Here is a 21,431-nt window from a genome sequence, read left to right as displayed (position 1 = left end):
TTCAATCGTCTTTAGTAGTGTAACCGCGCCGATGGCACCGATGGCCACGATGCCCTACGCTGCAACAACCAAAACAGACATGACAATGAAACAGACCCTGATAAGCATGGCGCTCATACTGATGCTCGCGCTATGCGCCAAAGCACAGAACACCCAGCACAGCTACACCATCACAGGCGTGGTGGCAGACTCGGTCACCCACGAGGGTGAGCCTTACGCCACGCTGACTATAGCGAGAGCCGACTCGGCAGCCAAGCCCGTAAAGCAAGCGCTCACCGACATCAAGGGGCGCTTCAGCATCAGTTCAAACGGCACGGGCAGCTATCTGCTCATGGTAAGGTCGATGGGGCGCAAGCCGATGCAGCGCGCCTACACCGTAGACGCTACCACACGCACCATAGACCTGGGCACGCTGCTCCTGCAGGACGGCGGCAACCAGCTGGAGACGGTCGAGGTGGTGGCCTACAAGCCGCTGGTCAAGGCCGATGTAGACAAGATAGCCTACAGTGTGGAAGACGACCCCGAGGCCAACACCAACACAGTGATAGAGATGCTCAAGAAGGTGCCCATGGTGACTGTAGACGGGCAGGACAACATACGGGTCAACGGCAACAGCTCGTTCAAAATCTATGTGAACGGCAAGCCCAATAACATGATGACCAAGAACCCCAAGGAGGTGCTCAAGAGTATGCCTGCGTCGAGCATCAAGAAAATAGAGGTGATAACCAACCCTGGCCCGAAATACGATGCCGAGGGCGTGGGCGGCATCCTTAACATTGTCACCGAGGGTAAGGGTCCCGAGGGCTATAACGCCACTTTCTCGGGCCGTGCCAACAACAGTAGTTATGGTGGTGGCCTCTATGCCACGGTGAAGCAGGGTAAACTGACTATGAGCGTCAACTATAATGCCAGTAGTAACCACTCGCCTAAGGGCTACACTTACTCCGACCGTAGCCAGATAGGCACCGATGGCACCGTTACCTCGTCTACCGTGGCCGATGGCTACACCAAGGGACATAGCCTGTGGCAGGGCGGTGACGTTGAGGCCAGTTACGAGATAGATACTTTGCGACTGATAACGGGGTCGTTCTCGCTCAGCAAGTTTTCCTCTAAAAGAGACGCCCTGAACACGGCCTTCTCGACGGTGCCGGCCACGGGGCAGCGGCTCTATGGCTATCGCTCGCCCTCGTACAGTAAGGAAAGCTGGGACGACTACAGTGCCAGTCTGGACTACCAGCGCTCTTTCAGTGTCAAGGATCGGCTGCTCACCCTGTCATACCGGCTTGAGAGTAGTCCGTCGACCTCAGACAGCCGTTATCTCTATACTGACCGCGAGGCCGCTGATGACTGGCAGACTTTCATAGACCGTATGCGCGACCAGCGCATGGACGGCGATGAGAACACCATGGAGCATACCTTCCAGATAGACTACACCACGCCCTTTGCCAAGCACCACACGTGGGAGGCGGGCGTCAAGTACATACTGCGCCGTAACAAGTCGGACAACGACCGCTATAACCTCGGCACCGGCGACAAGGATGAGACCTACGACAGCGACAATAGTTCGCACTACCGTCACCACAACGATATCCTGGCTGCCTATACGGGTTATGGCCTTACGTTAGACAAGTGGTCGGCTCGCCTGGGCTTGCGCTACGAGCACACCCTGCAGAAGGTAGAGTATCTCCTGGGCCGTGGTACCAACTTCCACAAGAACTTTGACGACCTGGTGCCCTCGGCCCGCCTGGGCTACAAGTTCAGCGATGCCACCAACCTGTCGTTAGGCTACAAGATGCGCATCAACCGCCCCGGTATATGGTATCTGAATCCCTATCTCGATGACCGCATCCCCGATGCCATATCGCAGGGCAACCCCAACCTGGACACTGAGAAAAGCCACGCTGTAGACCTGCAGTTCAGCAGTTACAATTCTAAACTCACCTATACCCTCACAGGCACCTACCGGTTTGTCAATAACAGTATAGAGAGTGTAGACCGCCTGGTTAACGACCGCAATATAGAGGGCCTGCCCAATCCTACCGGCAAGGACGTCATCTATTCATCGTACGCCAACATAGGCCACATCCAGTATGCCGGTCTGATGGCGTATGCCAACTGGACACCCATTACCAATACCCGTATTACCCTCAATGGCAGCGTGGGCTATAGTCACATGAGCGACGGCCAGTCGCTACGCAACCATGGCTGGTGTACCAACATTGATGCCAGCCTGCAACAGACCTTTGCCAAGACCTGGATATTCAACGCGTCGTACTACGTGCAGACCCCGCAGCCGACCCTGCAAGGCAAGGAAGCCCGATACCAGTGGTACAACTTCTCGCTGAGCAAGTCGTTTATGGACAAGCGGCTCACCCTGACAGCCTATATCATCAATCCGTTTGGCAAGCGCTATTTCTGCTATCGCAGCGAGACCGTGGCCGACAACTTCCGCACTACGGCCAGCAGCAGCTGGTGCCAGTTGTATTACGGCGTGTCAGTGCGCTTCCGTATTGGCAAACTCAAAGCCAGTGTGAAGCACACTGAGCGCACCGTGGAGAACAACGACGTGAAGCAGGGCGGCGGAGGCGGCAAGGGTTAGCGCAGAGCCTGCCCCGGCACGGCTCTGGCTGACATCGGAGCCACCAGCGACAGGCTGGAAGACGGCGAAAGCGGCCGGAAAGACGGCAAGGGACATCGCGCATCGACACGCGACACTCAGAAAAATGCAGCACGGCTGCATTTTTTTTGTGCCAAACCTTTGTCGGTAAGATAAATGTGAGTATCTTTGAAACCGACATTCAGATAACGACAACAAGCATGAAAACCAAACAGACACTGACAATCATCATCGCCACGCTGGCACTCACCGCCTGTGGCGTGCAGAAGTTGAGCCAGACGGAGAAACTCGTCAGGCAGACCCTGATAGCCCAGGAGACCGACAGCCTGGTAAAAAGCCGCCGCTTCGGCGTAGAGGTGTCGGCTGTATTCCCCCAGGGTGCTTCGATGCGCCATCTCAACTACGACTACGGCATCCAGGTTCACGGCGACACGCTGCGCTCGTATCTCCCCTACTTCGGCCGTGCCTACGAGGTGCCCTACGGCGGCGGCAAGGGGCTCGACTTCTCGGAGCCGATGAAGCGATGGACGCTGACAGAGATGAAGAAAGGCGAGCAGCAGATGAAGATATGGGTGGAGAACGAGGAAGACTCGTACGTATACACGCTCCACATCTATCCGTCGGGCGTGGTAGACCTGACGGTAGACAGCCGGCAGCGCGACCGCATACGCTATAACGGTAACATCACCAAGGAGGCGCGCCGATGAGACGCCTTATACTATATATAATAGGTATAGTGGTGACGGCTATGGGCGCCCACGCCAATCCTCGCTACTGTGCCCGCTATGTCAAGGAGCATCTGCTCTACCAGCGGGGGGCTGAGACCAACGTGATAGACATAGACATGGAGTGGCCCGAGATGGTCGACGGGTCGGCGGCGGTGCCTCTGCAGCGGCTGCTGACACGCACCCTGCTCGGCAACGAGCACTCGACGCTCGACAGTGCCTACACCCGCTTTCTCGCACGCTTTGGCAAGCCCGTGACTCGGCAGTTTGACTCTATCCCCGACGACAGCCGCTTCTGCTACGTCAGTTGTACGCTCAAGCTGATAGGTCACCGTGCCGACAGTTATATCTCGATGAGAGCCAGCTATGTATGCTCGCCCGAGCAGAACTCAACGCAAAAGGGCGATACGGTGTCGATGCTGGTCACGTATGACCTCGGCAGCGGCACAATCATGCGCGATGCCGACCTGCTGCGCATCAACCGACTGCGCGACGGGTACTACGGCGACGACGTCGTCTACAACCTGCTCGCCGGAACCCACACCCCGCTGCCCGACAACATCTATACGCTACAGGTAAACGATGCCTGTCTCGCTGACGACGCACTGCTGATAGACATGTGCTGCACCGACGGCGAGCGCATCACCCCCTTCACCACGCTGGTAGCTCCCGACCGCATCAGGAGTATCGTGACCAAGAACGTGAAGCGGCTCATGAGCGGCAGCGTCACTCTCCTCACCGACCAGTATATGCTGCCCACGCGCGTGGATGGCGACACGGTATACACCCATGCCGACCAGGCTCCCCGATTTGACTTCAACGGCGAGAGCCTAATGAACTATCTGGCTCACAACCTCAGACTCGACCCTGTGGCTATCGAGCGGCTCCCTGCAGGGGCTCGCGCTGTCATTGCCTTCATCGTAGACGCCAGCGGACACATACGCCGCCCCTGCGTGGTGAGCAGTGCCACGCCCGGGATAGACCGCGAACTGATGCGCGCAGCCCGACTCATGCCCGCATGGGCACCAGGAACGGTGGGAGGCAAGCCAGCCAACGTGTGGTGCATGCTGCCCATAGTGCTGAAGAAATAGAAATCGCACGGGGGGTCATCTCCAGCTGCGCAGAGACATCCTCCAGCTGCGCAGAGGCATCCTCCAGCGACGCAGAGGTATCCTCCAGCGACGCCAAGACATCCTCCAGCGACGCAGAGTTATGCTCCACGCCGCTGGTGTTGTCTCCAAGGGTCGGGAAGCGGCAGAAAAGGGTGCCGAAAGCGGTGGTGACAAGCCTGGCGACAGGCGGCGAAAAAGCCACGCAAATTGCGCCATGTCAATCACATACGACAAATGGCACAAAAATCAGAAAAAAGTGTACAATTATTGTTAAAATACGCACAAAACTGAACTACGTTACTGAGAAGTTTATTAACTTTGCAGTGTCAAAAAACTTTTTGACCGCTGTAGGTTTTCTACAGCGTCGTGTTTAGGGATACAATTGAAACATCAATATTAATAGCATAATTAGGTATGAAAGTAAGAAAATTCTCGCTTGTGGTAGCCTGTATCGGGGCTACTCTTTTAGCTTCATGTGGGAAAAGTGGTGGCGGAATGCCCAACTTCGGTGACAACGAGTTTGCCGTACGCACGATAGCATCGTCGAACGCTGCGCTGCAGACCACCTACCCCGCCACCATCAAAGGTATTCAGGATGTAGAGGTACGTCCGAAGGTGTCAGGCTTCATCACCAAGGTGCTGGTGCATGAGGGTCAGACCGTAGCTGCTGGTCAGGTGCTCTTCACCATCGACAGCGAGACCTATGCCGCTGCCGTGCGTCAGGCCAAGGCAGCCGTCAGCACCGCCAAGGCTCAGCTGAGCACCGCCAAGCTGACCATGGACAACAACAAGAAACTGTATGACAAGGCCATCATCGGCCAGTATGAGTATACCTCTTCTGCCAACTCTTACGCCACAGCCCAGGCTCAACTTGCCCAGGCCGAGGCCGCTCTTGCCGCTGCCCGCGAGCAGTTGGCATGGTGCAGTGTGAAGAGCCCGGCAGCCGGTGTAGTGGGCAGTCTGCCCTTCAAGGCTGGCGCATTGGTAAGCGCGTCGGGTCAGGCATTGACCACGGTGTCGGATGTAAGCACCGTAGAGGTGTTCTTCTCAGTCTCTGAGAGCGAGCTGCTGGCTCTGAGCAAGACCAACGGTAGCACCCAGGCTGCCATCGCCTCCTTCCCCGAACTGAAGTTGAAGTTGGCCGACGGCTCTATCTACAACCATCCCGGCAAGGTAGTCAAGATGAGCGGTGTGCTCGACGCCACTACCGGTTCGGTATCTCTGATAGCCCACTTTGCCAATCCCGACAAGCTGCTGAAGAGCGGCGGCGCCGGCACCATCATCGTGCCCTCGGTAGACCAGGGTGCCATCCAGATACCTCAGGAGGCCTGCTCACAGATACAGAACAAGACCTTCGTGTATGTAGTGACCAAGGACAACAAGGTGAAATATACCGAGATAACCATAAATCCCCAGAACGACGGCCAGACTTATATCGTGACCTCGGGTCTGCACGTGGGTGACCGCATCGTGACCAAGGGTATCACCAAGCTCACCGACGGTATGGAGATTGTCCCCATCACCGAGCAACGCTATGAGCAGAAGATAGACGAGGCTGCCAAGCTGGCCGAGAGCCAGGGCAACGCCCACGACTTCGCTGCCACCATGAGCGGCAAGAAGAAGTAAGCATATATATAATAAGGTATAAGAAAACAAGTAAATCATGACATTTACAAACTTTATCAAACGACCGGTACTCTCGACGGTAATCTCCATCTTCTTCGTCTTGCTGGGTACCATCGGTCTGATATCGCTGCCAGTGGAGCAGTACCCCGATATCGCACCGCCTACCATCTCGGTATCGACCACCTATACCGGTGCTGATGCCCAGACGGTGCTCAACTCTGTCATCGTACCGCTCGAGGAGAGCATCAACGGTGTGGAGAACATGACCTATATGACCTCGTCGGCCACCAACGACGGTATGGCCAACATCACCGTATTCTTCAAGCAGGGATCTGACCCCGATATGGCAGCCGTAAACGTGCAGAACCGCGTGTCTCAAGCACAGGCGCTGCTCCCCGCCGAAGTAACCCGCGTGGGTGTGACCGTGTCGAAACGCCAGACATCCAACGTGATAATGTTCTCTATCACCTCCGAGGACGGCCGCTACGACGACGAGTTCGTTACCAACTACGCGCTGATTAACGTCATCCCCCAGCTTAAGCGTATTACCGGTGTGGGTGATGTGCAGAGTCCCTCTATGCGTAACTACTCTATGCGTATATGGCTCAAGCCCGAGAAGATGAAGGAGTACGGACTCGTACCTTCTGATATTTCAACCGCCCTGGGTGAGCAGAACATCGAGGCTGCCCCAGGTAAGTTTGGCGAGAACTCGGATATGGCTTACGAGTATGTGCTGCGCTACAAGGGTCGTCTGAAGACCGTGCCCGAGTATGAGAACATACTGCTCAAGAGCAACACCACAGGTCAGACCCTGCGCTTGGGTGATGTGGCACGCATCGAACTGGGCGGTCTGAGTTACGCCGTAAGTCTGAAGAACAACGGCCAGCCCGCCGTGATGGGTATGGTACAGCAGATTGCCGGCTCTAACGCCACCCAGATAGCCACCGACGTGAAGAAAGCCCTGGCTGAAGCCAGCAAGAGCTTCCCTCCCGGACTGGAGTACACCATCGAGCAGGATGTGACCGAGTTCCTCTACGCCTCTATCGAGGAGGTAGTGTTTACCCTCATCATCACGCTGCTGCTGGTATTCATGGTAGTGTATATCTTCCTCCAGGACTTCCGCTCGACCCTCATCCCTATGATTGCCGTACCTGTGGCGCTCATAGGTACCTTCCTCTTCCTCTGGATATTCGGTTTCTCCGTCAACCTGCTTACCCTCTCGGCGCTGCTGTTGGCCATCGCCATCGTGGTCGATGATGCCATCGTGGTAGTCGAGGCCGTCCACGCCAAGCTGGACCAGGGCTACAAGAGCGCGTTGACCGCCTCTATCGACGCGATGAACGAGATTTCGGGTGCCATCATCTCCATCACGCTGGTAATGTCGGCTGTGTTTATCCCCGTGTCATTCATGGGCGGCACATCCGGTACCTTCTATCGCGAGTTTGGTGTGACCATGGCCGTATCTATCGTCATCTCCGCCATCAACGCCCTCACCCTGTCGCCAGCCCTCTGTGCCATGCTGCTGAAGCCCCATGCCGACGACGCCGACAGCCACAAGGCCAAGTCGTTCATTGACCGCTTCCACGCTGGCTTCAACTACCAGTTTGAGAAGATTACCAATAAGTATAAAGGTGGTGTCGAGTGGATTATCCGCCACGGCATGATAACCGCCGGTACGATAGTCGCAGGTATTGCCGTGCTGGTCATCCTGATGGCTACCACCAAGACCGGACTTGTGCCCGACGAGGATACCGGTACCCTCTTTGTGACCATTTCGGCAGCCCCTGGTACCAGCCAGGAGCGCACGCTGAAGATTGTGGACCAGGTAGACAAGATGCTGGCAGGCAACCCCGCCATCCAGCGGCGTGAGGCCATCATCGGATACAACTTCATCGCAGGCCAGGGCTCAGACCAGGCCACCTTCATCATCAAGCTGAAGCCATTCGACGAGCGCCCTGGCGGTTTCTTCCACCGCATCAAGAGCGCGATTACCGGCGGCGGCATCGAGGCCCTCTTCGTCAATCCTATGGAGTCGGGCTCAGTGCTGGGCATGATCTACAAGCAGACCGCGACCATCAAGGACGCCCAGATTCTGGCCTTCGGCCCTCCTATGATTCCTGGCTTCTCTGCCCAGAGCGGTGTGACGATGACCATGCAGGACAAGACCGGTGGCGACTTGAACCGCTTCTTCGAGGTGACCAAGAACTTCCTCGCCGAGCTCAACAAGCGCCCCGAGATACAGAACGCCATGACTTCATACAACCCCAACTATCCCCAGTACATGGTGGATGTAGACGTAGCCAAGACCAAGCAGGCCGGCATCTCACCCTCTACGGTGCTCGCCACCCTGCAGGGCTACTACGGAGGTATGTATGCGTCTAACTTCAACGCCTACGGCAAGCTCTATCGTGTAATGATACAGGGTGACGTGTCGAGCCGTATGCGCCCCGAGGATCTGTCCAACATCTACGTGCGCACCTCGTCGGGCCAGATGTCGCCTGTAAGCGAGTTTATCAACCTGCGCCGAGTATACGGACCGTCCAACGTGAACCGTTTCAACCTTTTCACCTCTATCAACGTGTCGGTTACCCCCAATACGGGCTACTCTACCGGTGAGGCCATCAAGGCCATCTCTGAGGTGTCCAAGGACAATCTGCCCGACGGCTACGGCTACGAGTATTCTGGTCTTACCCGCTCTGAGGCAGAGTCGAGCAACTCTACCGCCATCATCTTCGTACTCTGTATCGTATTCGTTTACCTGATTCTGAGTGCGCAGTACGAGAGCTACATCCTGCCTCTGTCGGTAGTGCTGTCCATCCCCTTCGGTCTGGCTGGTGCGTTTATCTTCACCAACCTCTTCGGCCACTCCAACGACATCTACATGCAGATTTCGCTGATTATGCTTATCGGTCTGTTGGCCAAGAACGCCATCCTTATCGTGCAGTTCGCCCTTGAGCGCCGCCGCACGGGTATGGCCATCAAGTACTCGGCCATCCTGGGAGCCGCAGCCCGTCTGCGTCCTATCCTGATGACCTCACTGGCCATGGTTATCGGTCTGCTGCCACTGATGTTTGCTTCGGGTGTAGGCAAGAACGGTAACCAGACTCTGGGTGCCGCCGCCGTGGGAGGTATGTTCATCGGTACCGCCATCCAGGTATTCGTAGTGCCCGCCCTCTTCGTGGTATTCCAGTGGCTCCAGGAGCGCATTAGTCCGCTCAAGTTCGAGGACGAGACCAACGAGGAAGCTGCCGCCGAGCTGGAGCAGTATGCCTCTGCCGCCCACCACAGAGGACTGACCAAGAAGTAGTAAACCGACCAATAACTTGAAGTAAAGACAATGAAAAAGAATTTGAATATATTGCTCGTAGGTCTTGCAGTGCTCAGCATGAGCAGCTGCAAGAGCCTCTACGGCAAATACGAGCGTCCTGATGTGAAGACTGCCGGCCTGGTGCGCGACTCTGCGTCGCTTACCGACACGCTGGCCGTCACCGACACCACCTCGTTTGCCAACATCCCCTGGCGCTCGGTGTTTACCGACCCCCAGCTGCAGAGCCTCATCGAGAAGGGATTGGCCAACAACCCCGACCTGCTCAACGCCGCCCTCAACGTGAAGATGGCTGAAGACCAGCTCAAGGTGGCCAAGCTCGCCTTTGTGCCCGCCCTCACCTTTACGCCCCAAGGCACCATCGCCTCGTGGGACGGCAACAAGGCCACCCAGACCTACAGCCTGCCCGTGACCGCCAGCTGGTCGCTCGACCTCTTCGGCAACCTGCTCTCCGTGAAGCGTGGCGCCCAGATGTCGCTCTTGCAGATGAAGGACTATCAGGTCACGGTCAAGACCAACCTCATAGCCAACATCGCCAACCTCTACTACACCCTGCTGATGCTCGACAAGCAGCTCGAGCTCGTAAGCGACATGGAGACCCTCACCAAGGACACTTGGGAGACCATGAAGGTGCTCATCGACAGCCGCCGCGGCTACCGTTCGGTATCGGTCCAGGCCGCCGAGTCCAACTACTACTCGGTGCTGACCAAGAAGGCCGACCTGAAACGCCAAATCCGCGAGACCGAGAATACGCTTAGCCTGCTCCTGGGCGAACAGGCGCAGACCATAGCCCGTGGCAAGATAGAGGCCCAGAGCCTGCCCACCAGCTTCTCTACCGGAGTGGGCGTGCAGCTGCTCAACAACCGCGCCGACGTCCATGCCGCCGAGATGGCCCTGGCCCAGTGCTTCTATGGCGTAGAGACCGCCCGCAGCCGTTTCTATCCCTCCATCACCATCTCGGGCACAGGCGCCTTCACCAACTCTGCCGGCGCAGGCATCGTCAACCCCGGCAAGTGGCTGCTCTCTGCCGTAGGCTCGCTCGTGCAGCCCATCTTCCAGAACGGACGCCTCATCGCCGGACTCCGCGTGGCCAAGGCTCAGTATGAGCAGGCCTACAACACCTGGCAGAACGCCGTGCTCAAGGCCGGCAGCGAGGTGAGCAACGCCCTGGTGCTCTACAACTCATCGGAGGAGAAGAGCCAGATTGAGGCCAAGCAGATAGAGGTGCTCCAAAAGAACGTCGAGCAGACCCGCGAGCTCGTGGGCGACGCCGGCAGCAACTATCTGGACATCATCACCGCCCAGTCGTCACTGCTCAATGTGCAGCTGTCCAAGGTGGCCGACGACTTCAACAAGATGCAGGCAGTGGTCAACCTCTACTACGCCCTCGGCGGTGGAGCCAAGTAATATTAACCCATTAATCAAGATTACAACTAATATGGCAAGTATAATAAGTCCCAAGGCAGACGTGTCGCCCAAAGCCAAGATAGGCGACAACTGCCGCATATATCCCTTCGTCTATATCGAAGACGATGTAGAGATTGGCGACAACTGCGTCATCTATCCCTTCGTGAGCATCCTCAACGGTACCCGTATGGGCAGCGGCAACAAGGTGTTCCAAGGAGCCGTCATTGCCGCCCTTCCCCAGGATTTCAACTTCACCGGTGAAGAGAGCCATGTGGTGATAGGCGACAACAATACCATACGCGAGAATGTGGTCATCAACCGCGGCACCCATGCCGGCGGAAAGACCATGCTGGGCAACGGCAACTTCCTCATGGAGGGCGCCCACATCTCCCACGACACCGTGGTGGGCAACAAGTGCGTATTCGGCTACGGTACCAAGATTGCCGGCGACTGCGAGATAGGCGACAGCGTAATCTTCTCTACCTCAGTCATCGAGAACGCCAAGACCCGCGTGGGCGACATGGCCATGATACAGGCCGGCACCAGTTTCTCCAAAGACGTGCCTCCCTACATCCTCGCCGGTGGCAAACCGGTGGCTTACGGCGGTCCCAACAACGTCATCATGGAGGCTGCCGGCATCGACGAGAAGGTGCGCAAGCACGTGGCCAATGCCTACCGACTGGTATTCCACGGCCAGACCTCGCTCTTTGACGCCATCAACCAGATTAAGGACCAGGTGCCCGACGGCGCCGAGGTGCGCAAGGTGGTGGAGTTTCTGAGCCAAAGCAAAGCAGGTATCATTACCAAGATATAATCCATACCTAATTAGTGTTATCACACCGAGGGAGTTCGCTGATAGAAGCGGGCTCCCTCTTTTATTGTCCCCGCCGAGGCAGACACCGCCTCTGCTGGGAGCGCAGACCACGGTTGGCGGCTCGTGACGGAAGTCACGTGGGCTCGTGCCTTATGATACGCGCCCACGTTTCAAAAGGCACGGACTCACGTATCATAAGTCACGAGCCACCGACGATGGCTCCAGCCCCTCGGAGAAGCCATCTCCATCGACCGCTGACGCCATCTCCATCGACCGCTGACGCCGTCTCCAGCCCTCTGATTGCCGCCCCTGATGCAATATACCACAATCGTGGTAGTCCAAATAACCCATGTATGCTATTGCGAGAAAGTGAAAATCGCCGTAACTTTGCATCGACAATATCAATAAATGTATTACCGCGCTCTGTCTGCCCTCTCATTTAGGTCCACAGACGAGCCAAAAACGATTAGAAAGGAAAGTATTATGAGCAACAAGAAGTACCGTTTCGAGACCCTTCAACTGCACGTAGGCCAGGAGCAGGCCGACCCCACCACCGACGCCCGCGCCGTGCCTATCTACCAGACCACCTCTTACGTGTTCCGCAACTCCCAGCACGCCGCCGACCGCTTTGCCCTGCGCGATGCCGGCAACATTTACGGCCGACTGACCAACCCCACCCAGGAGGCATTTGAGAAGCGCATGGCAGCACTCGAAGGCGGAGTGGCAGCACTGGCAGTGGCTTCGGGAGCGGCTGCAGTGACCTACGCCCTGCAGAATGTGGCCGTCAACGGTGACCACATCATAGCCGCCAACAATCTCTACGGCGGCACATTCAACCTGATAGAACACACGCTGAGCACTCAGGGCGTGACATCGACCATCGTAGACCCCGCCAACTTTGACGAGGTCGAGGCAGCCTTCCGTCCCAACACCAAGGCCATCATCGTAGAGACCTTCGGCAACCCCAACGCCAGCGTCACCAACATAGACCGCATCAGCGAGATAGCTCACCGCCACAACACCATCGTGGTGGTCGACAACACCTTTGGCACCCCCTATCTCTTCCGTCCGCTCGAGCACGGCGCCGACATCGTGGTACACTCTGCCACCAAGTTCATCGGTGGCCACGGCAGTTCGCTCGGCGGTGTCATCGTCGACGGCGGCCGCTTCGACTGGAAGGCCAATGCCGACAAGTATCCCACGCTCGCCCAGCCCGACCCCTCTTACCATGGTGCCGTTTTCGCCGACGTGGCTGGCGCTGCCGCCTTCGTCACCCGCATCCGCGCCGTGGTGCTGCGCGATACGGGAGCCGCCATCAGCCCCTTCAACGCCTGGATACTGCTCCAGGGCCTCGAGACCCTCTCGCTGCGCGTGGAGCGCCATGTCTACAACACGCTGCGCATCGTCGAGCATCTCGCCCACCATCCCAAGGTGGCCAAGGTAAACCACCCCTCGCTCGCCTCACATCCAGACCACGAGCTCTACAACCAGTATTTCCCCAACGGCGGCGGCTCTATCTTCACCATCGAGCTCAAGGGCGGTGAGAAAGAGGCTTGGGAGTTTATCGACCACCTGCGTATCTTCTCGCTCCTTGCCAATGTGGCCGACGTGAAGAGTCTGGTCATCCACCCCGCCACCACCACCCACTCACAGATGACTCCCCAGGAGCTCGAAGAGCAGCACATCTATCCCTCGACCATACGCCTGAGTATCGGCATCGAGCATGTAGACGACCTCATCGATGCCCTCGACGAGGCACTTACCTACGTCAAGTAATAATCACAATAACTGTCAGCCGGCCTCTCCCCTCGTCTCTTTCCGCTATAGTGGGGAGAGGCTGCCGACCCAACCACAAAGAAGAACACTATGGCAAAAATTGCAAAACAGTTGACCGACCTCATCGGCAACACCCCCCTCTTGGAACTTAACAAGTATTCGGCCACCAAGCACCTTGACACCCCCATCATTGCCAAGGTAGAGTATTTCAATCCCGGCGGCAGCGTCAAAGACCGCATCGCCCTCGCCATGATTACCGACGCCGAGCAGCGTGGCATCCTCAAACCCGGTGCCACCATCATCGAGCCCACCAGCGGCAACACGGGTGTGGGCCTGGCTCTGGTGTCGGCCGTGAGAGGCTATCACCTCATCCTCACCATGCCAGAGACCATGAGCGTGGAGCGTCGCAACCTCGTCAAAGCCTATGGGGCACGGGTAGAACTGACCAGTGGCAAAGACGGCATGACGGGAGCCATCAGGCGCGCCGAGGAGCTGAAGCGCGAGATACCGGGCAGCGTGATACTGCAGCAGTTTGAGAACCCCGCCAACCCACAGACCCACTACCTCACCACCGGCAAGGAGATATGGGAGCAGACAGAGGGCAAGATAGACATCTTTGTAGCTGGCGTGGGCACCGGAGGCACCATCTCGGGCATCGGCCGCCGTCTGAAGGAGTACGACCCCAATGTCAAGGTAGTCGCCGTAGAACCCGCCTCGTCGGCAGTGCTCAACGGCAAGCCCAGCGGTCCGCACAAGATACAGGGCATCGGTGCCGGATTTGTGCCCAAGACCTACGACGCGACGGTGATAGACGAGGTGCTTGACATCGACAACGACGACGCCATCCGCACCGGTCGCGAACTGGCTGCCAACGAAGGACTGCTCACGGGCATCTCGTCGGGAGCCGCCGTATATGCCGCCACCCTACTGGCCCAACGCCCCGAAAACCGCGGCAAGCGCATCGTGACGCTGCTGCCCGATACCGGCGAGCGTTATCTCTCGACCGTGCTCTACGCCTTCGACGAATATCCGCTCTAACCCCCCACCCTCTACAGCCACGGCAACACGGCGCAAGCCGCAGCCTGGCATCAAAAAGACAAAGCCGCAGCAGGTCTGTACCGCTGCGGCTTGTTTCGTATATTCCAATCAGTATCAAGGCATCGCCCACGGCATGACTGCCGATGGGTCTGGGCAATGGCAGCCCTGCTGACGGCTATCCCATCACGACATCGAGAACCATCATCAACACGAAGCCCATGGCAAAACCTATCGTGCTGAGATTGCTGTGCGCACCGCTGGAGGCTTCGGGTATCAGTTCTTCGACCACCACGTAGAGCATGGCTCCTGCTGCAAAGGCGAGCATATAGGGAAGAGCGGGCAGCAGCAGCGAGGCCAGCACCATGACAGCTATGGCTCCGATGGGTTCGACGACTCCGCTGAGCGTCCCCAAGACAAACGATTTCCACCTGCTGTTGCCAGCCGCCCTCATGGGCATGGAGATGATGGCGCCCTCGGGGATGTTCTGGATGGCTATGCCCAACGCTACCGTGACGGCACTGGCCAAAGAGATGTATGATGCATCATTCTCGGCACCGGCAAAGACTACACCCACTGCCATGCCTTCGGGCAGATTGTGGATAGTCACCGCAAAGGCAAGCATGGCTGTCTTGGACAGGTGAGACCTGACGCCCTCGGGCTTGTCGGTGCCTATATGGAGGTGGGGAGTAAACTCGTCGATAACCAGCAGAAAGCCAATGCCCAGAAGAAAACCCACCGCAGCAGGAACCACCGACCACGCTCCACGCCCAGCCACCATCTCCATAGCCGGGATGAGCAAGGACCATACCGATGCTGCCACCATCACGCCCGAAGCAAAGCCCAACAACGACTTCTGCAGTCGCACAGACATATCGCGCTTCATCATAAAGACAAATGCGGAGCCGAGCATCGTACCCAGCAGCGGAAGCAGAAGCCCCACGATTATTGTAAGTGTCATAGCTGTCATATTCTACCTTATTATTATTTGTTCCTGCTGCAAAGATACGGTGAAATCGCGAGTCTGGCAATACCCTGATGTGATTTTTTTTCGCCATGGCGGCAAGGACAAAATACAGAGGTCTGTCAGCGACTGCCCCCGGGGACTACTGATAGAGGACAACTGCCAACGGAAACTTTGTGAACAAATAATCGGGAATAGTGTTGGGCAATTCGCCGATTTTCATTACTTTTGCCCCATCGGCGGGCGGCATTGCCACGATGCACGTGATGCACGCCACATCCGCCACCAGTAAGAAGCAGATGATGAATGGGCATTAATCTGCCCTTTGATTTTAGTTATCACTCACAGGGGCGCACTCTACCGACGTGCGCCCCACTTTATTGGAACCAATAAAAGATGAAAAGACTGTCACCGCTCACCCACCGCCGCTATCTGGTACCGCTGGTACTGGTAACCCTACTGTTCTTCCTGTGGGGGTTTGCGCGCGCCATACTCGATGTACTCAACAAGCATCTGCAGAACCAGATGGACATCAGCATCACCCAGTCGTCGCTCATCCAGGTGACCACCTATCTGGGCTACTTCCTGATGGCCATCCCCGCGGGCCTGTTTATCAACCGCTATGGCTACCGGCGCGGCGTAGTACTGGGTCTGCTGCTCTTCGGGGCAGGGTCGCTGCTGATGATCCCCGGCGTCGAGGCAGGCACATTCAGGGCTTTCCTGCTGGCACTCTTCGTGATAGGCTGCGGACTGGTGTTTCTGGAGACTGCCGCCAATCCCTACGTGACCGAGTTAGGCCCCGCCGAGACATCGACGAGCCGTCTGAACCTCTCACAGTCGGTCAACGGACTGGGCTGCCTCTTCGCCACCTTTGCCGTGGGCCAGTGGTTCTTCGGCTCGGGCAACATCGAGAGCGTAGTGCTGCCCTATGCGGTGATGGGAGCCACCGTGCTGGTGGTGGCACTAATCTTCACCCGCGCCAATCTGCCCGAGATAGCCCATGCCGACGACGCCAGTGCCCGGCTGAGCCGCAGCCATATCGCCGAACTGCTGCTGCACCGACGCCTCTTCGTCTTCGGACTGGCGGCACTGCTGTGTTATGAGATTGCCGAGATATCCATCAACAGCTACTTCATCAACTTTGTGACCGGGCAGGGATGGATGGACGACTCGACGGCATCGATGGTCATCACCTGTGCCTTGGCCTTCTTCATGGTGGGACGCTTTGTGGGCAGCTGGATTATGCGCAGCGTGGCGGCAGAGACCATGCTGCTGACTTGCGGCTCTGGCGCCGTGGCGTGTACGACGCTGGTGCTTGCCGATATAGGCATGGTATCGATGGTGGCGCTGGTGGCCATCTATCTCTTCGAAGCCATCATGTTTCCCACCATCTTCGCCCTGTCGCTGCGCGGACTCGGCGCCTACACCAAGAGCGCCTCGTCGCTGCTGATGATGACTCCCATCGGCGGCTGTGGCTTTCTGCTGATGGGGTTGATAGCCGACCACGTCAACCTGGTGGTTCCCTTTGTGATACCCCTCATCGGCTTTGCCGTGGTGACCGCCTATGCGCTGCGCCTCCGCCACGGCAGAAGCCACGGTGGTGACGGCTCGGTTTTGCAAAGTTGATTTTGCATTTCTGCGCCTAACCGCAGCCAATAGGAAAATAATGTGAAAAACAACCACAACGAGCCAAAAAAAATCATTGTCAACCTTTGGATTGACGATTTTTCGTTGTACTTTTGCAGTCGGAATAAGGCCTGTATCATCACGATACGGGCATAGTCCGTAAATGACTACATTTTTTATAACAAATAACAATTATGGTAAACTACAAAGAATTAGGCCTCGTTAACACCCGCGAGATGTTTAAGAGAGCCATCAATGGCGGTTATGCTATCCCTGCATTCAACTTCAACAACCTGGAGCAGCTGCAGGCTATCATCAAAGCTTCTTCTGAGCTGAAGTCACCGGTTATCCTTCAGGTTTCTAAGGGTGCCCGTAACTATGCTAACGAGACTCTGCTCCGTTACATGGCTGAAGGTGCAGTAGAGTATGCCAAGGAATTGGGCTGCAAGCATCCTGAGATTGTTCTCCACCTCGACCACGGAGACAGCTTCGAGCTCTGCAAGAGCTGCGTTGACCTGGGCTTCTCTTCTGTAATGATTGACGGTTCTGCTCTGCCTTACGAGGAGAATATCGCTCTTACCAAGAAGGTAGTAGAGTACGCTCACCAGTATGACGTAACCGTTGAGGGTGAGCTCGGCGTATTGGCAGGTGTTGAGGACGAGGTTTCTTCAGACGTATGCCACTATACAAAGCCTGAGGAAGTTATCGACTTCACCACACGCACTGGCGTAGACTCACTGGCTATCTCTATCGGTACTTCTCACGGTGCTTACAAGTTCACTCCCGAGCAGTGCACCCGCGACCCCAAGACCGGCAAGCTCGTTCCTCCTCCATTGGCATTCGACGTCCTGGATGAGATTATGGTTAAGCTGCCTGGCTTCCCAATCGTTCTCCACGGCTCTTCTTCTGTTCCTCAGGAGTATGTAGACATGATTAACGAGTACGGTGGCAAGCTGCCTGACGCAGTTGGTATCCCCGAGGAGCAGCTCCGCAAGGCTTCTAAGAGCGCCGTTTGCAAGATTAACATCGACTCTGACTCTCGTCTGGCCTTCACCGCTGCCGTTCGCAAGGTATTCCACGACAAACCAGGAGAGTTCGACCCACGTAAGTACTGCGGTCCCGCTCGCGACCTCATGGAGCAGATGTACAAGCACAAGATTACTGACGTGCTCGGTTCTGACAACAAGCTCGCAAACCTCGACTAATCATCGCGCCGCATAGACGGCAACAATGATAACCCAAATGATGAGGCGGAGTCCATAACCTATGGGCTCCGCCTCTCTGTATAGATGCGCACTGGAGAGATGGATGGATGGCGCAAAGACAGCAACAGGCGCATCAAAGAAGAGCCCCGGTGAAGACGCAATGGTCGTCTTCGCCGGGACTCTTGTCATCTGTCGTATTGTGTACCGCCAGCCTTCGCCCACAGACGAAGACCGGCGGCAATGGAAGGGCTACAGGCCACGGGCCTTGAGCAGTCCGGAAGCGTCGGGAGAGGTCATGCCTGTGAAGTCGGTGAACATCTCCATCTGGTCCTTGGTGTTGCCACGGCTGAGGATTTTCTCGCGGAACGCCTTGCCCACTGCGGGGTCAAGGGCGCCATGCTTGGCAAAATAGTCGGCAATGTTGACTGCCAGCACCTCGGTCCACAGATAGCTGTAGTAACCGGCAGCATAGCCACCGCCCCATACGTGGTTGAAGTAAGAGGTGGAATAGCGTGGAGGTATCTGCGCGTTGAGCAGGCCCACCTTCTTGAGCGCCTGGCTCTCAAAGAGAGGAGCCTTGTCGGCGGTGGGCACCTCGTCGGCCTTCATCAGATGCCAAGCCATATCGACGCTGGTGGCGGCAAGGTTCTCGCCCAGAGCGTAGACGGTCTGGAAATTGATGCTCTCGAGCATGCGCTTCTTCAGGTCGGCAGGCATGGGAGCTCCGGTGACGGAGTGGCGCACGTAGTGGTCGAATATCTCGGGGATGGAGGCAAACGACTCGTTGAACTGAGAAGGCATCTCGACGAAGTCGCGGGCTACGGCTGTACCGGAGAGCGTGTTGTAGCGGCAGTCGGACAACATGCCATGCAGGGCGTGACCAAACTCATGGAAGAGCGTGGTGGCCTCGTCCCAGGTGAGGAGTGAAGGCTGGCCCTCGGGCGCCTTGGCGTAGTTGCATACATTATATATAATAGGTAACTGATGACGCTCTCTGCTCTGCTTGGCAAAAGCGCTCATCCATGCGCCACCGCGCTTGGTGGGACGACGGTAGTAGTCGCAATAGAACAAAGCCAGAGGACTGCCATCGGCATTGCTTACCTCGAAGACCTTCATATCGGGATGATAAGTGGGGATGTCGGGGCGGAGCTTGAACTGGAGACCGTAGACGCGCTGGGCTGCATAGAAGACACCCTTCTCTACAACGCTGTCAAGGTTGAAGTAAGGTTTCACCTCGTCATCGCTGATATTGAGCACCTCCTTCTTCATGAGCGCAGAGTAGTAGAAACGGTCGTAGGGTTGGAGCTTGAAGTCGGCACCCTCGGTCTTCTGGGCATAGGCTTCGATGGCGCGAGTCTCGGCGTCGGCCTTGGGCGAATACTTCTTGATGAGCTGGGCGAGGAAGTTATTGACATTCTGCGAGTTTTTGGCCATAGTCTTCTCGAGCGAGTAGTCGGCATAGTTGGCATAACCCATCAGGCTGCCCTTCTCGGCACGCAGACGAGCCATTTCGGCCACGATGGAGAAGGTGTTGAACTCGGGACGCGTGCCGTCGGCGCGGTGGATGCTGGCCTCATAGACCTGGCGTCGCAGGTCGCGGTTGCGCAGACTGGCGAGGATGGGCTGCTGTGTGGTGTTGATGATTACGATGCAGTAGGGAGCCTTGGCACCACGGCTCTCGGCATCCTTCTTGCACTGAGCGATGTCGGCATCGCTCAGACCGTCGAGCTTCTCCTTGCTGTCGACCCATACCACAGCGTTGTTGGTCGCCTCGGGCAGGAGGTTGCCCCACTGCTGCTGGAGGTCGGAGATACGCGAGTTAATCTGCTTCATGCGCTGCATCTTGTCGGCAGAGAGCATGGCGCCCGAACGCACAAAGCCCTTATATATCACCTCGGTGAGTCGCTGGTCTTCGCCGGTAAGGTTCTTGTACTCGTGGTCGTATACATACTTGATGCGCTCGAAGAGCTTCTGGTTGAAAGATATCTCGTTGTCCAAGTCGGTGAGCAAGGGAGTCACCTTCTTCTCGGTGTCGGCGATGACGGGCGTCTTGTGGGCACTGCAGAGTCCGAAGAACACATTGCTGACATTCTCGAGCAGCACACCGCTGTTCTCGTAGGCGAGAATGGTGTTGGCAAAGGTAGGTTTGGCCTTGTTGTCCACTATCTTCTGGATGTTCTCACGTTGTTGCTTGACCGCCGCCTCGATAGCAGGCAGGTAGTCGGTCTCCTTGATGCGTGCGAAGTCGGGCGCTCCAAAGGGGAGAGTGCTCTTCTGGAGCAGCGGGTTCTGTCGACAGGTCTTGTTGCCGTGGTCACAGCATGCACTACCGGCGTGCTGGGCATCTGCGGCGACAGGCATTTGCAGCAAAGCTGTTGCCAGTCCGATGGTAATAAAAGCCTTGTTGATTTCCATATTGATGATTGTTTGAGTCTTGTGCCTACAAATTTACTCAATACTATTGGTATAAAAGACAAAAACCATTAACATTTTTGTCTTGCGTGGCAATTTGTTGCCAACTGGGGCACCCGCACATGCACAGAGTACCCTGCCACGGATGCAGCCTATTTCAGATAGAAAAGGAAGTCCTCGCCGTCCCACTCCCAGCCCACGATGTCGTAGCGGATGAGGCGTGCCAGTATCTTGATGACCAGGAAACGCTTGATATGGGCTATCTTGGAGATGACCTGGAGAGGCTGGTGAGGATTGAGACGCATCATCTCCATCAGCCCCGACTCGGTATCGGTGTAGGGCATCACGTTCTCTTCGCGCTGCTCTTGCTTCCACATCTCTATAATTACGGGCGACGCCACCACATTCTCATCCTTGATGCGTATATAGGCGGTCTTGTGGCCCTCGTCGTCGAAGACGCACACCGGCTTGGCAGTGGCGGGGGGGATGGTGGCAACCACCACATTGCGCCCATCGACATGATAGGTCTTGAAGTTGATGTCGGCCTCGGGCTCACAACATCCGTAGGCCGCACGGGTCATCATGTAGATTTCCTCTTCGGTCTTGACTCCGGCTATGGTACCGTCGTCGCGCACGCCGATAAGCAGGCGGCCGCCCACGGTATTGGCAAATGCCGACACCGAACGCGCCAGTTTGCCAGCGTCGGTGATTTCGTACTTGAAGTCCTGCTGCCGGTGCTCGCCCTGAGCCGTGAGGTCGTGTATGTATTGACTGTCGTCGCGCATGG

General features: G+C 56.8%; 14 protein-coding genes. 11 read left to right on the top strand and 3 right to left on the bottom strand.

The annotated features are described in order from the left end of the window. Positions 1-85 precede the first annotated feature (85 nt). The 9 genes from CIK92_RS03415 (at position 86) to cysK (ending at position 14,440) form a co-directional block, all read left to right on the top strand. A complete protein-coding gene (locus CIK92_RS03415; RefSeq protein WP_254045989.1) occupies positions 86-2,599 on the top strand; it encodes an outer membrane beta-barrel family protein in 2,514 nt (837 codons plus the stop codon). Between the two features lie 218 nt (positions 2,600-2,817). Then, a complete protein-coding gene (locus CIK92_RS03410; protein ID WP_022311691.1) occupies positions 2,818-3,324 on the top strand; it encodes a DUF4251 domain-containing protein in 507 nt (168 codons plus the stop codon). Further along, a complete protein-coding gene (locus CIK92_RS03405; RefSeq protein WP_094384863.1) occupies positions 3,321-4,433 on the top strand; it encodes an energy transducer TonB in 1,113 nt (370 codons plus the stop codon). Before CIK92_RS03410 ends, CIK92_RS03405 begins: the two co-directional genes overlap by 4 nt. 435 nt (positions 4,434-4,868) lie before the next feature. Next, entirely contained in the window at positions 4,869-6,080 is a 1,212-nt protein-coding gene (locus CIK92_RS03400) for an efflux RND transporter periplasmic adaptor subunit (protein WP_094384861.1), read from the top strand. Between the two features lie 37 nt (positions 6,081-6,117). After that, complete coding sequence (locus CIK92_RS03395; protein ID WP_094388172.1) at positions 6,118-9,387, top strand: efflux RND transporter permease subunit; 3,270 nt, start codon at positions 6,118-6,120, stop codon at positions 9,385-9,387. Between the two features lie 30 nt (positions 9,388-9,417). After that, the gene (locus CIK92_RS03390; protein WP_094388171.1) at positions 9,418-10,812 is read left to right on the top strand and encodes an efflux transporter outer membrane subunit; all 1,395 of its coding nucleotides are present in this window, start codon (positions 9,418-9,420) and stop codon (positions 10,810-10,812) included. Between the two features lie 31 nt (positions 10,813-10,843). Then, positions 10,844-11,626, top strand: coding sequence for an acyl-ACP--UDP-N-acetylglucosamine O-acyltransferase (lpxA, locus tag CIK92_RS03385; RefSeq protein ID WP_022311696.1), 783 nt, complete (start codon positions 10,844-10,846; stop codon positions 11,624-11,626). A 483-nt stretch (positions 11,627-12,109) separates the two neighbouring features. Further along, the gene (locus CIK92_RS03375; RefSeq protein ID WP_022311697.1) at positions 12,110-13,402 is read left to right on the top strand and encodes an O-acetylhomoserine aminocarboxypropyltransferase/cysteine synthase family protein; all 1,293 of its coding nucleotides are present in this window, start codon (positions 12,110-12,112) and stop codon (positions 13,400-13,402) included. Positions 13,403-13,492: 90 nt separating this feature from the next. Continuing rightward, positions 13,493-14,440, top strand: a complete 948-nt coding sequence (gene cysK / locus CIK92_RS03370; RefSeq protein WP_094384855.1) for a cysteine synthase A — start codon at positions 13,493-13,495, stop codon at positions 14,438-14,440. Positions 14,441-14,615: 175 nt separating this feature from the next. On the opposite strand, the gene CIK92_RS03365 is transcribed toward cysK, so the two are convergent. After that, positions 14,616-15,398, bottom strand: coding sequence for a ZIP family metal transporter (locus CIK92_RS03365; RefSeq protein WP_094384962.1), 783 nt, complete (start codon positions 15,396-15,398; stop codon positions 14,616-14,618). Positions 15,399-15,797: 399 nt separating this feature from the next. Between CIK92_RS03365 and CIK92_RS03360 the strand changes: the two genes are divergently transcribed. After that, positions 15,798-17,027 (top strand): MFS transporter, encoded by a 1,230-nt coding sequence (locus tag CIK92_RS03360; RefSeq protein WP_094388170.1) that lies wholly within the window; start codon positions 15,798-15,800, stop codon positions 17,025-17,027. A 194-nt stretch (positions 17,028-17,221) separates the two neighbouring features. Continuing rightward, a complete protein-coding gene (locus tag CIK92_RS03355; protein WP_094388169.1) occupies positions 17,222-18,232 on the top strand; it encodes a class II fructose-bisphosphate aldolase in 1,011 nt (336 codons plus the stop codon). 249 nt (positions 18,233-18,481) lie between these two features. On the opposite strand, the gene CIK92_RS03345 is transcribed toward CIK92_RS03355, so the two are convergent. Further along, positions 18,482-20,647, bottom strand: coding sequence for a M3 family metallopeptidase (locus tag CIK92_RS03345; protein WP_173823798.1), 2,166 nt, complete (start codon positions 20,645-20,647; stop codon positions 18,482-18,484). Between the two features lie 149 nt (positions 20,648-20,796). Beyond that, the gene (locus tag CIK92_RS03340) at positions 20,797-21,429 is read right to left on the bottom strand and encodes a helix-turn-helix domain-containing protein (RefSeq protein WP_094388166.1); all 633 of its coding nucleotides are present in this window, start codon (positions 21,427-21,429) and stop codon (positions 20,797-20,799) included. Between the last annotated feature and the right edge of the window lie 2 nt (positions 21,430-21,431).

It is taken from the genome of Prevotella sp. P4-67 (assembly GCF_002251325.1).
Classification (GTDB): Bacteria; Bacteroidota; Bacteroidia; order Bacteroidales; family Bacteroidaceae; genus Prevotella.
Note: the sequence above shows the minus strand (reverse complement) of the source record. Positions and strands in the feature narration are given on the sequence as shown.

What these genes read in the sequence shown, in the direction of transcription:
- CIK92_RS03415 (WP_254045989.1), top strand. Translation starts at nt 86, where the DNA reads ATGAAACAGACCCTGATAAGCATGGCGCTCATACTGATGCTCGCGCTA.
- CIK92_RS03410 (WP_022311691.1), top strand. Translation starts at nt 2,818, where the DNA reads ATGAAAACCAAACAGACACTGACAATCATCATCGCCACGCTGGCACTC.
- CIK92_RS03405 (WP_094384863.1), top strand. Translation starts at nt 3,321, where the DNA reads ATGAGACGCCTTATACTATATATAATAGGTATAGTGGTGACGGCTATG.
- CIK92_RS03400 (WP_094384861.1), top strand. Translation starts at nt 4,869, where the DNA reads ATGAAAGTAAGAAAATTCTCGCTTGTGGTAGCCTGTATCGGGGCTACT.
- CIK92_RS03395 (WP_094388172.1), top strand. Translation starts at nt 6,118, where the DNA reads ATGACATTTACAAACTTTATCAAACGACCGGTACTCTCGACGGTAATC.
- CIK92_RS03390 (WP_094388171.1), top strand. Translation starts at nt 9,418, where the DNA reads ATGAAAAAGAATTTGAATATATTGCTCGTAGGTCTTGCAGTGCTCAGC.
- lpxA (WP_022311696.1), top strand. Translation starts at nt 10,844, where the DNA reads ATGGCAAGTATAATAAGTCCCAAGGCAGACGTGTCGCCCAAAGCCAAG.
- CIK92_RS03375 (WP_022311697.1), top strand. Translation starts at nt 12,110, where the DNA reads ATGAGCAACAAGAAGTACCGTTTCGAGACCCTTCAACTGCACGTAGGC.
- cysK (WP_094384855.1), top strand. Translation starts at nt 13,493, where the DNA reads ATGGCAAAAATTGCAAAACAGTTGACCGACCTCATCGGCAACACCCCC.
- CIK92_RS03365 (WP_094384962.1), bottom strand. Translation starts at nt 15,398, where the DNA reads ATGACACTTACAATAATCGTGGGGCTTCTGCTTCCGCTGCTGGGTACG.
- CIK92_RS03360 (WP_094388170.1), top strand. Translation starts at nt 15,798, where the DNA reads ATGAAAAGACTGTCACCGCTCACCCACCGCCGCTATCTGGTACCGCTG.
- CIK92_RS03355 (WP_094388169.1), top strand. Translation starts at nt 17,222, where the DNA reads ATGGTAAACTACAAAGAATTAGGCCTCGTTAACACCCGCGAGATGTTT.
- CIK92_RS03345 (WP_173823798.1), bottom strand. Translation starts at nt 20,647, where the DNA reads ATGGAAATCAACAAGGCTTTTATTACCATCGGACTGGCAACAGCTTTG.
- CIK92_RS03340 (WP_094388166.1), bottom strand. Translation starts at nt 21,429, where the DNA reads ATGCGCGACGACAGTCAATACATACACGACCTCACGGCTCAGGGCGAG.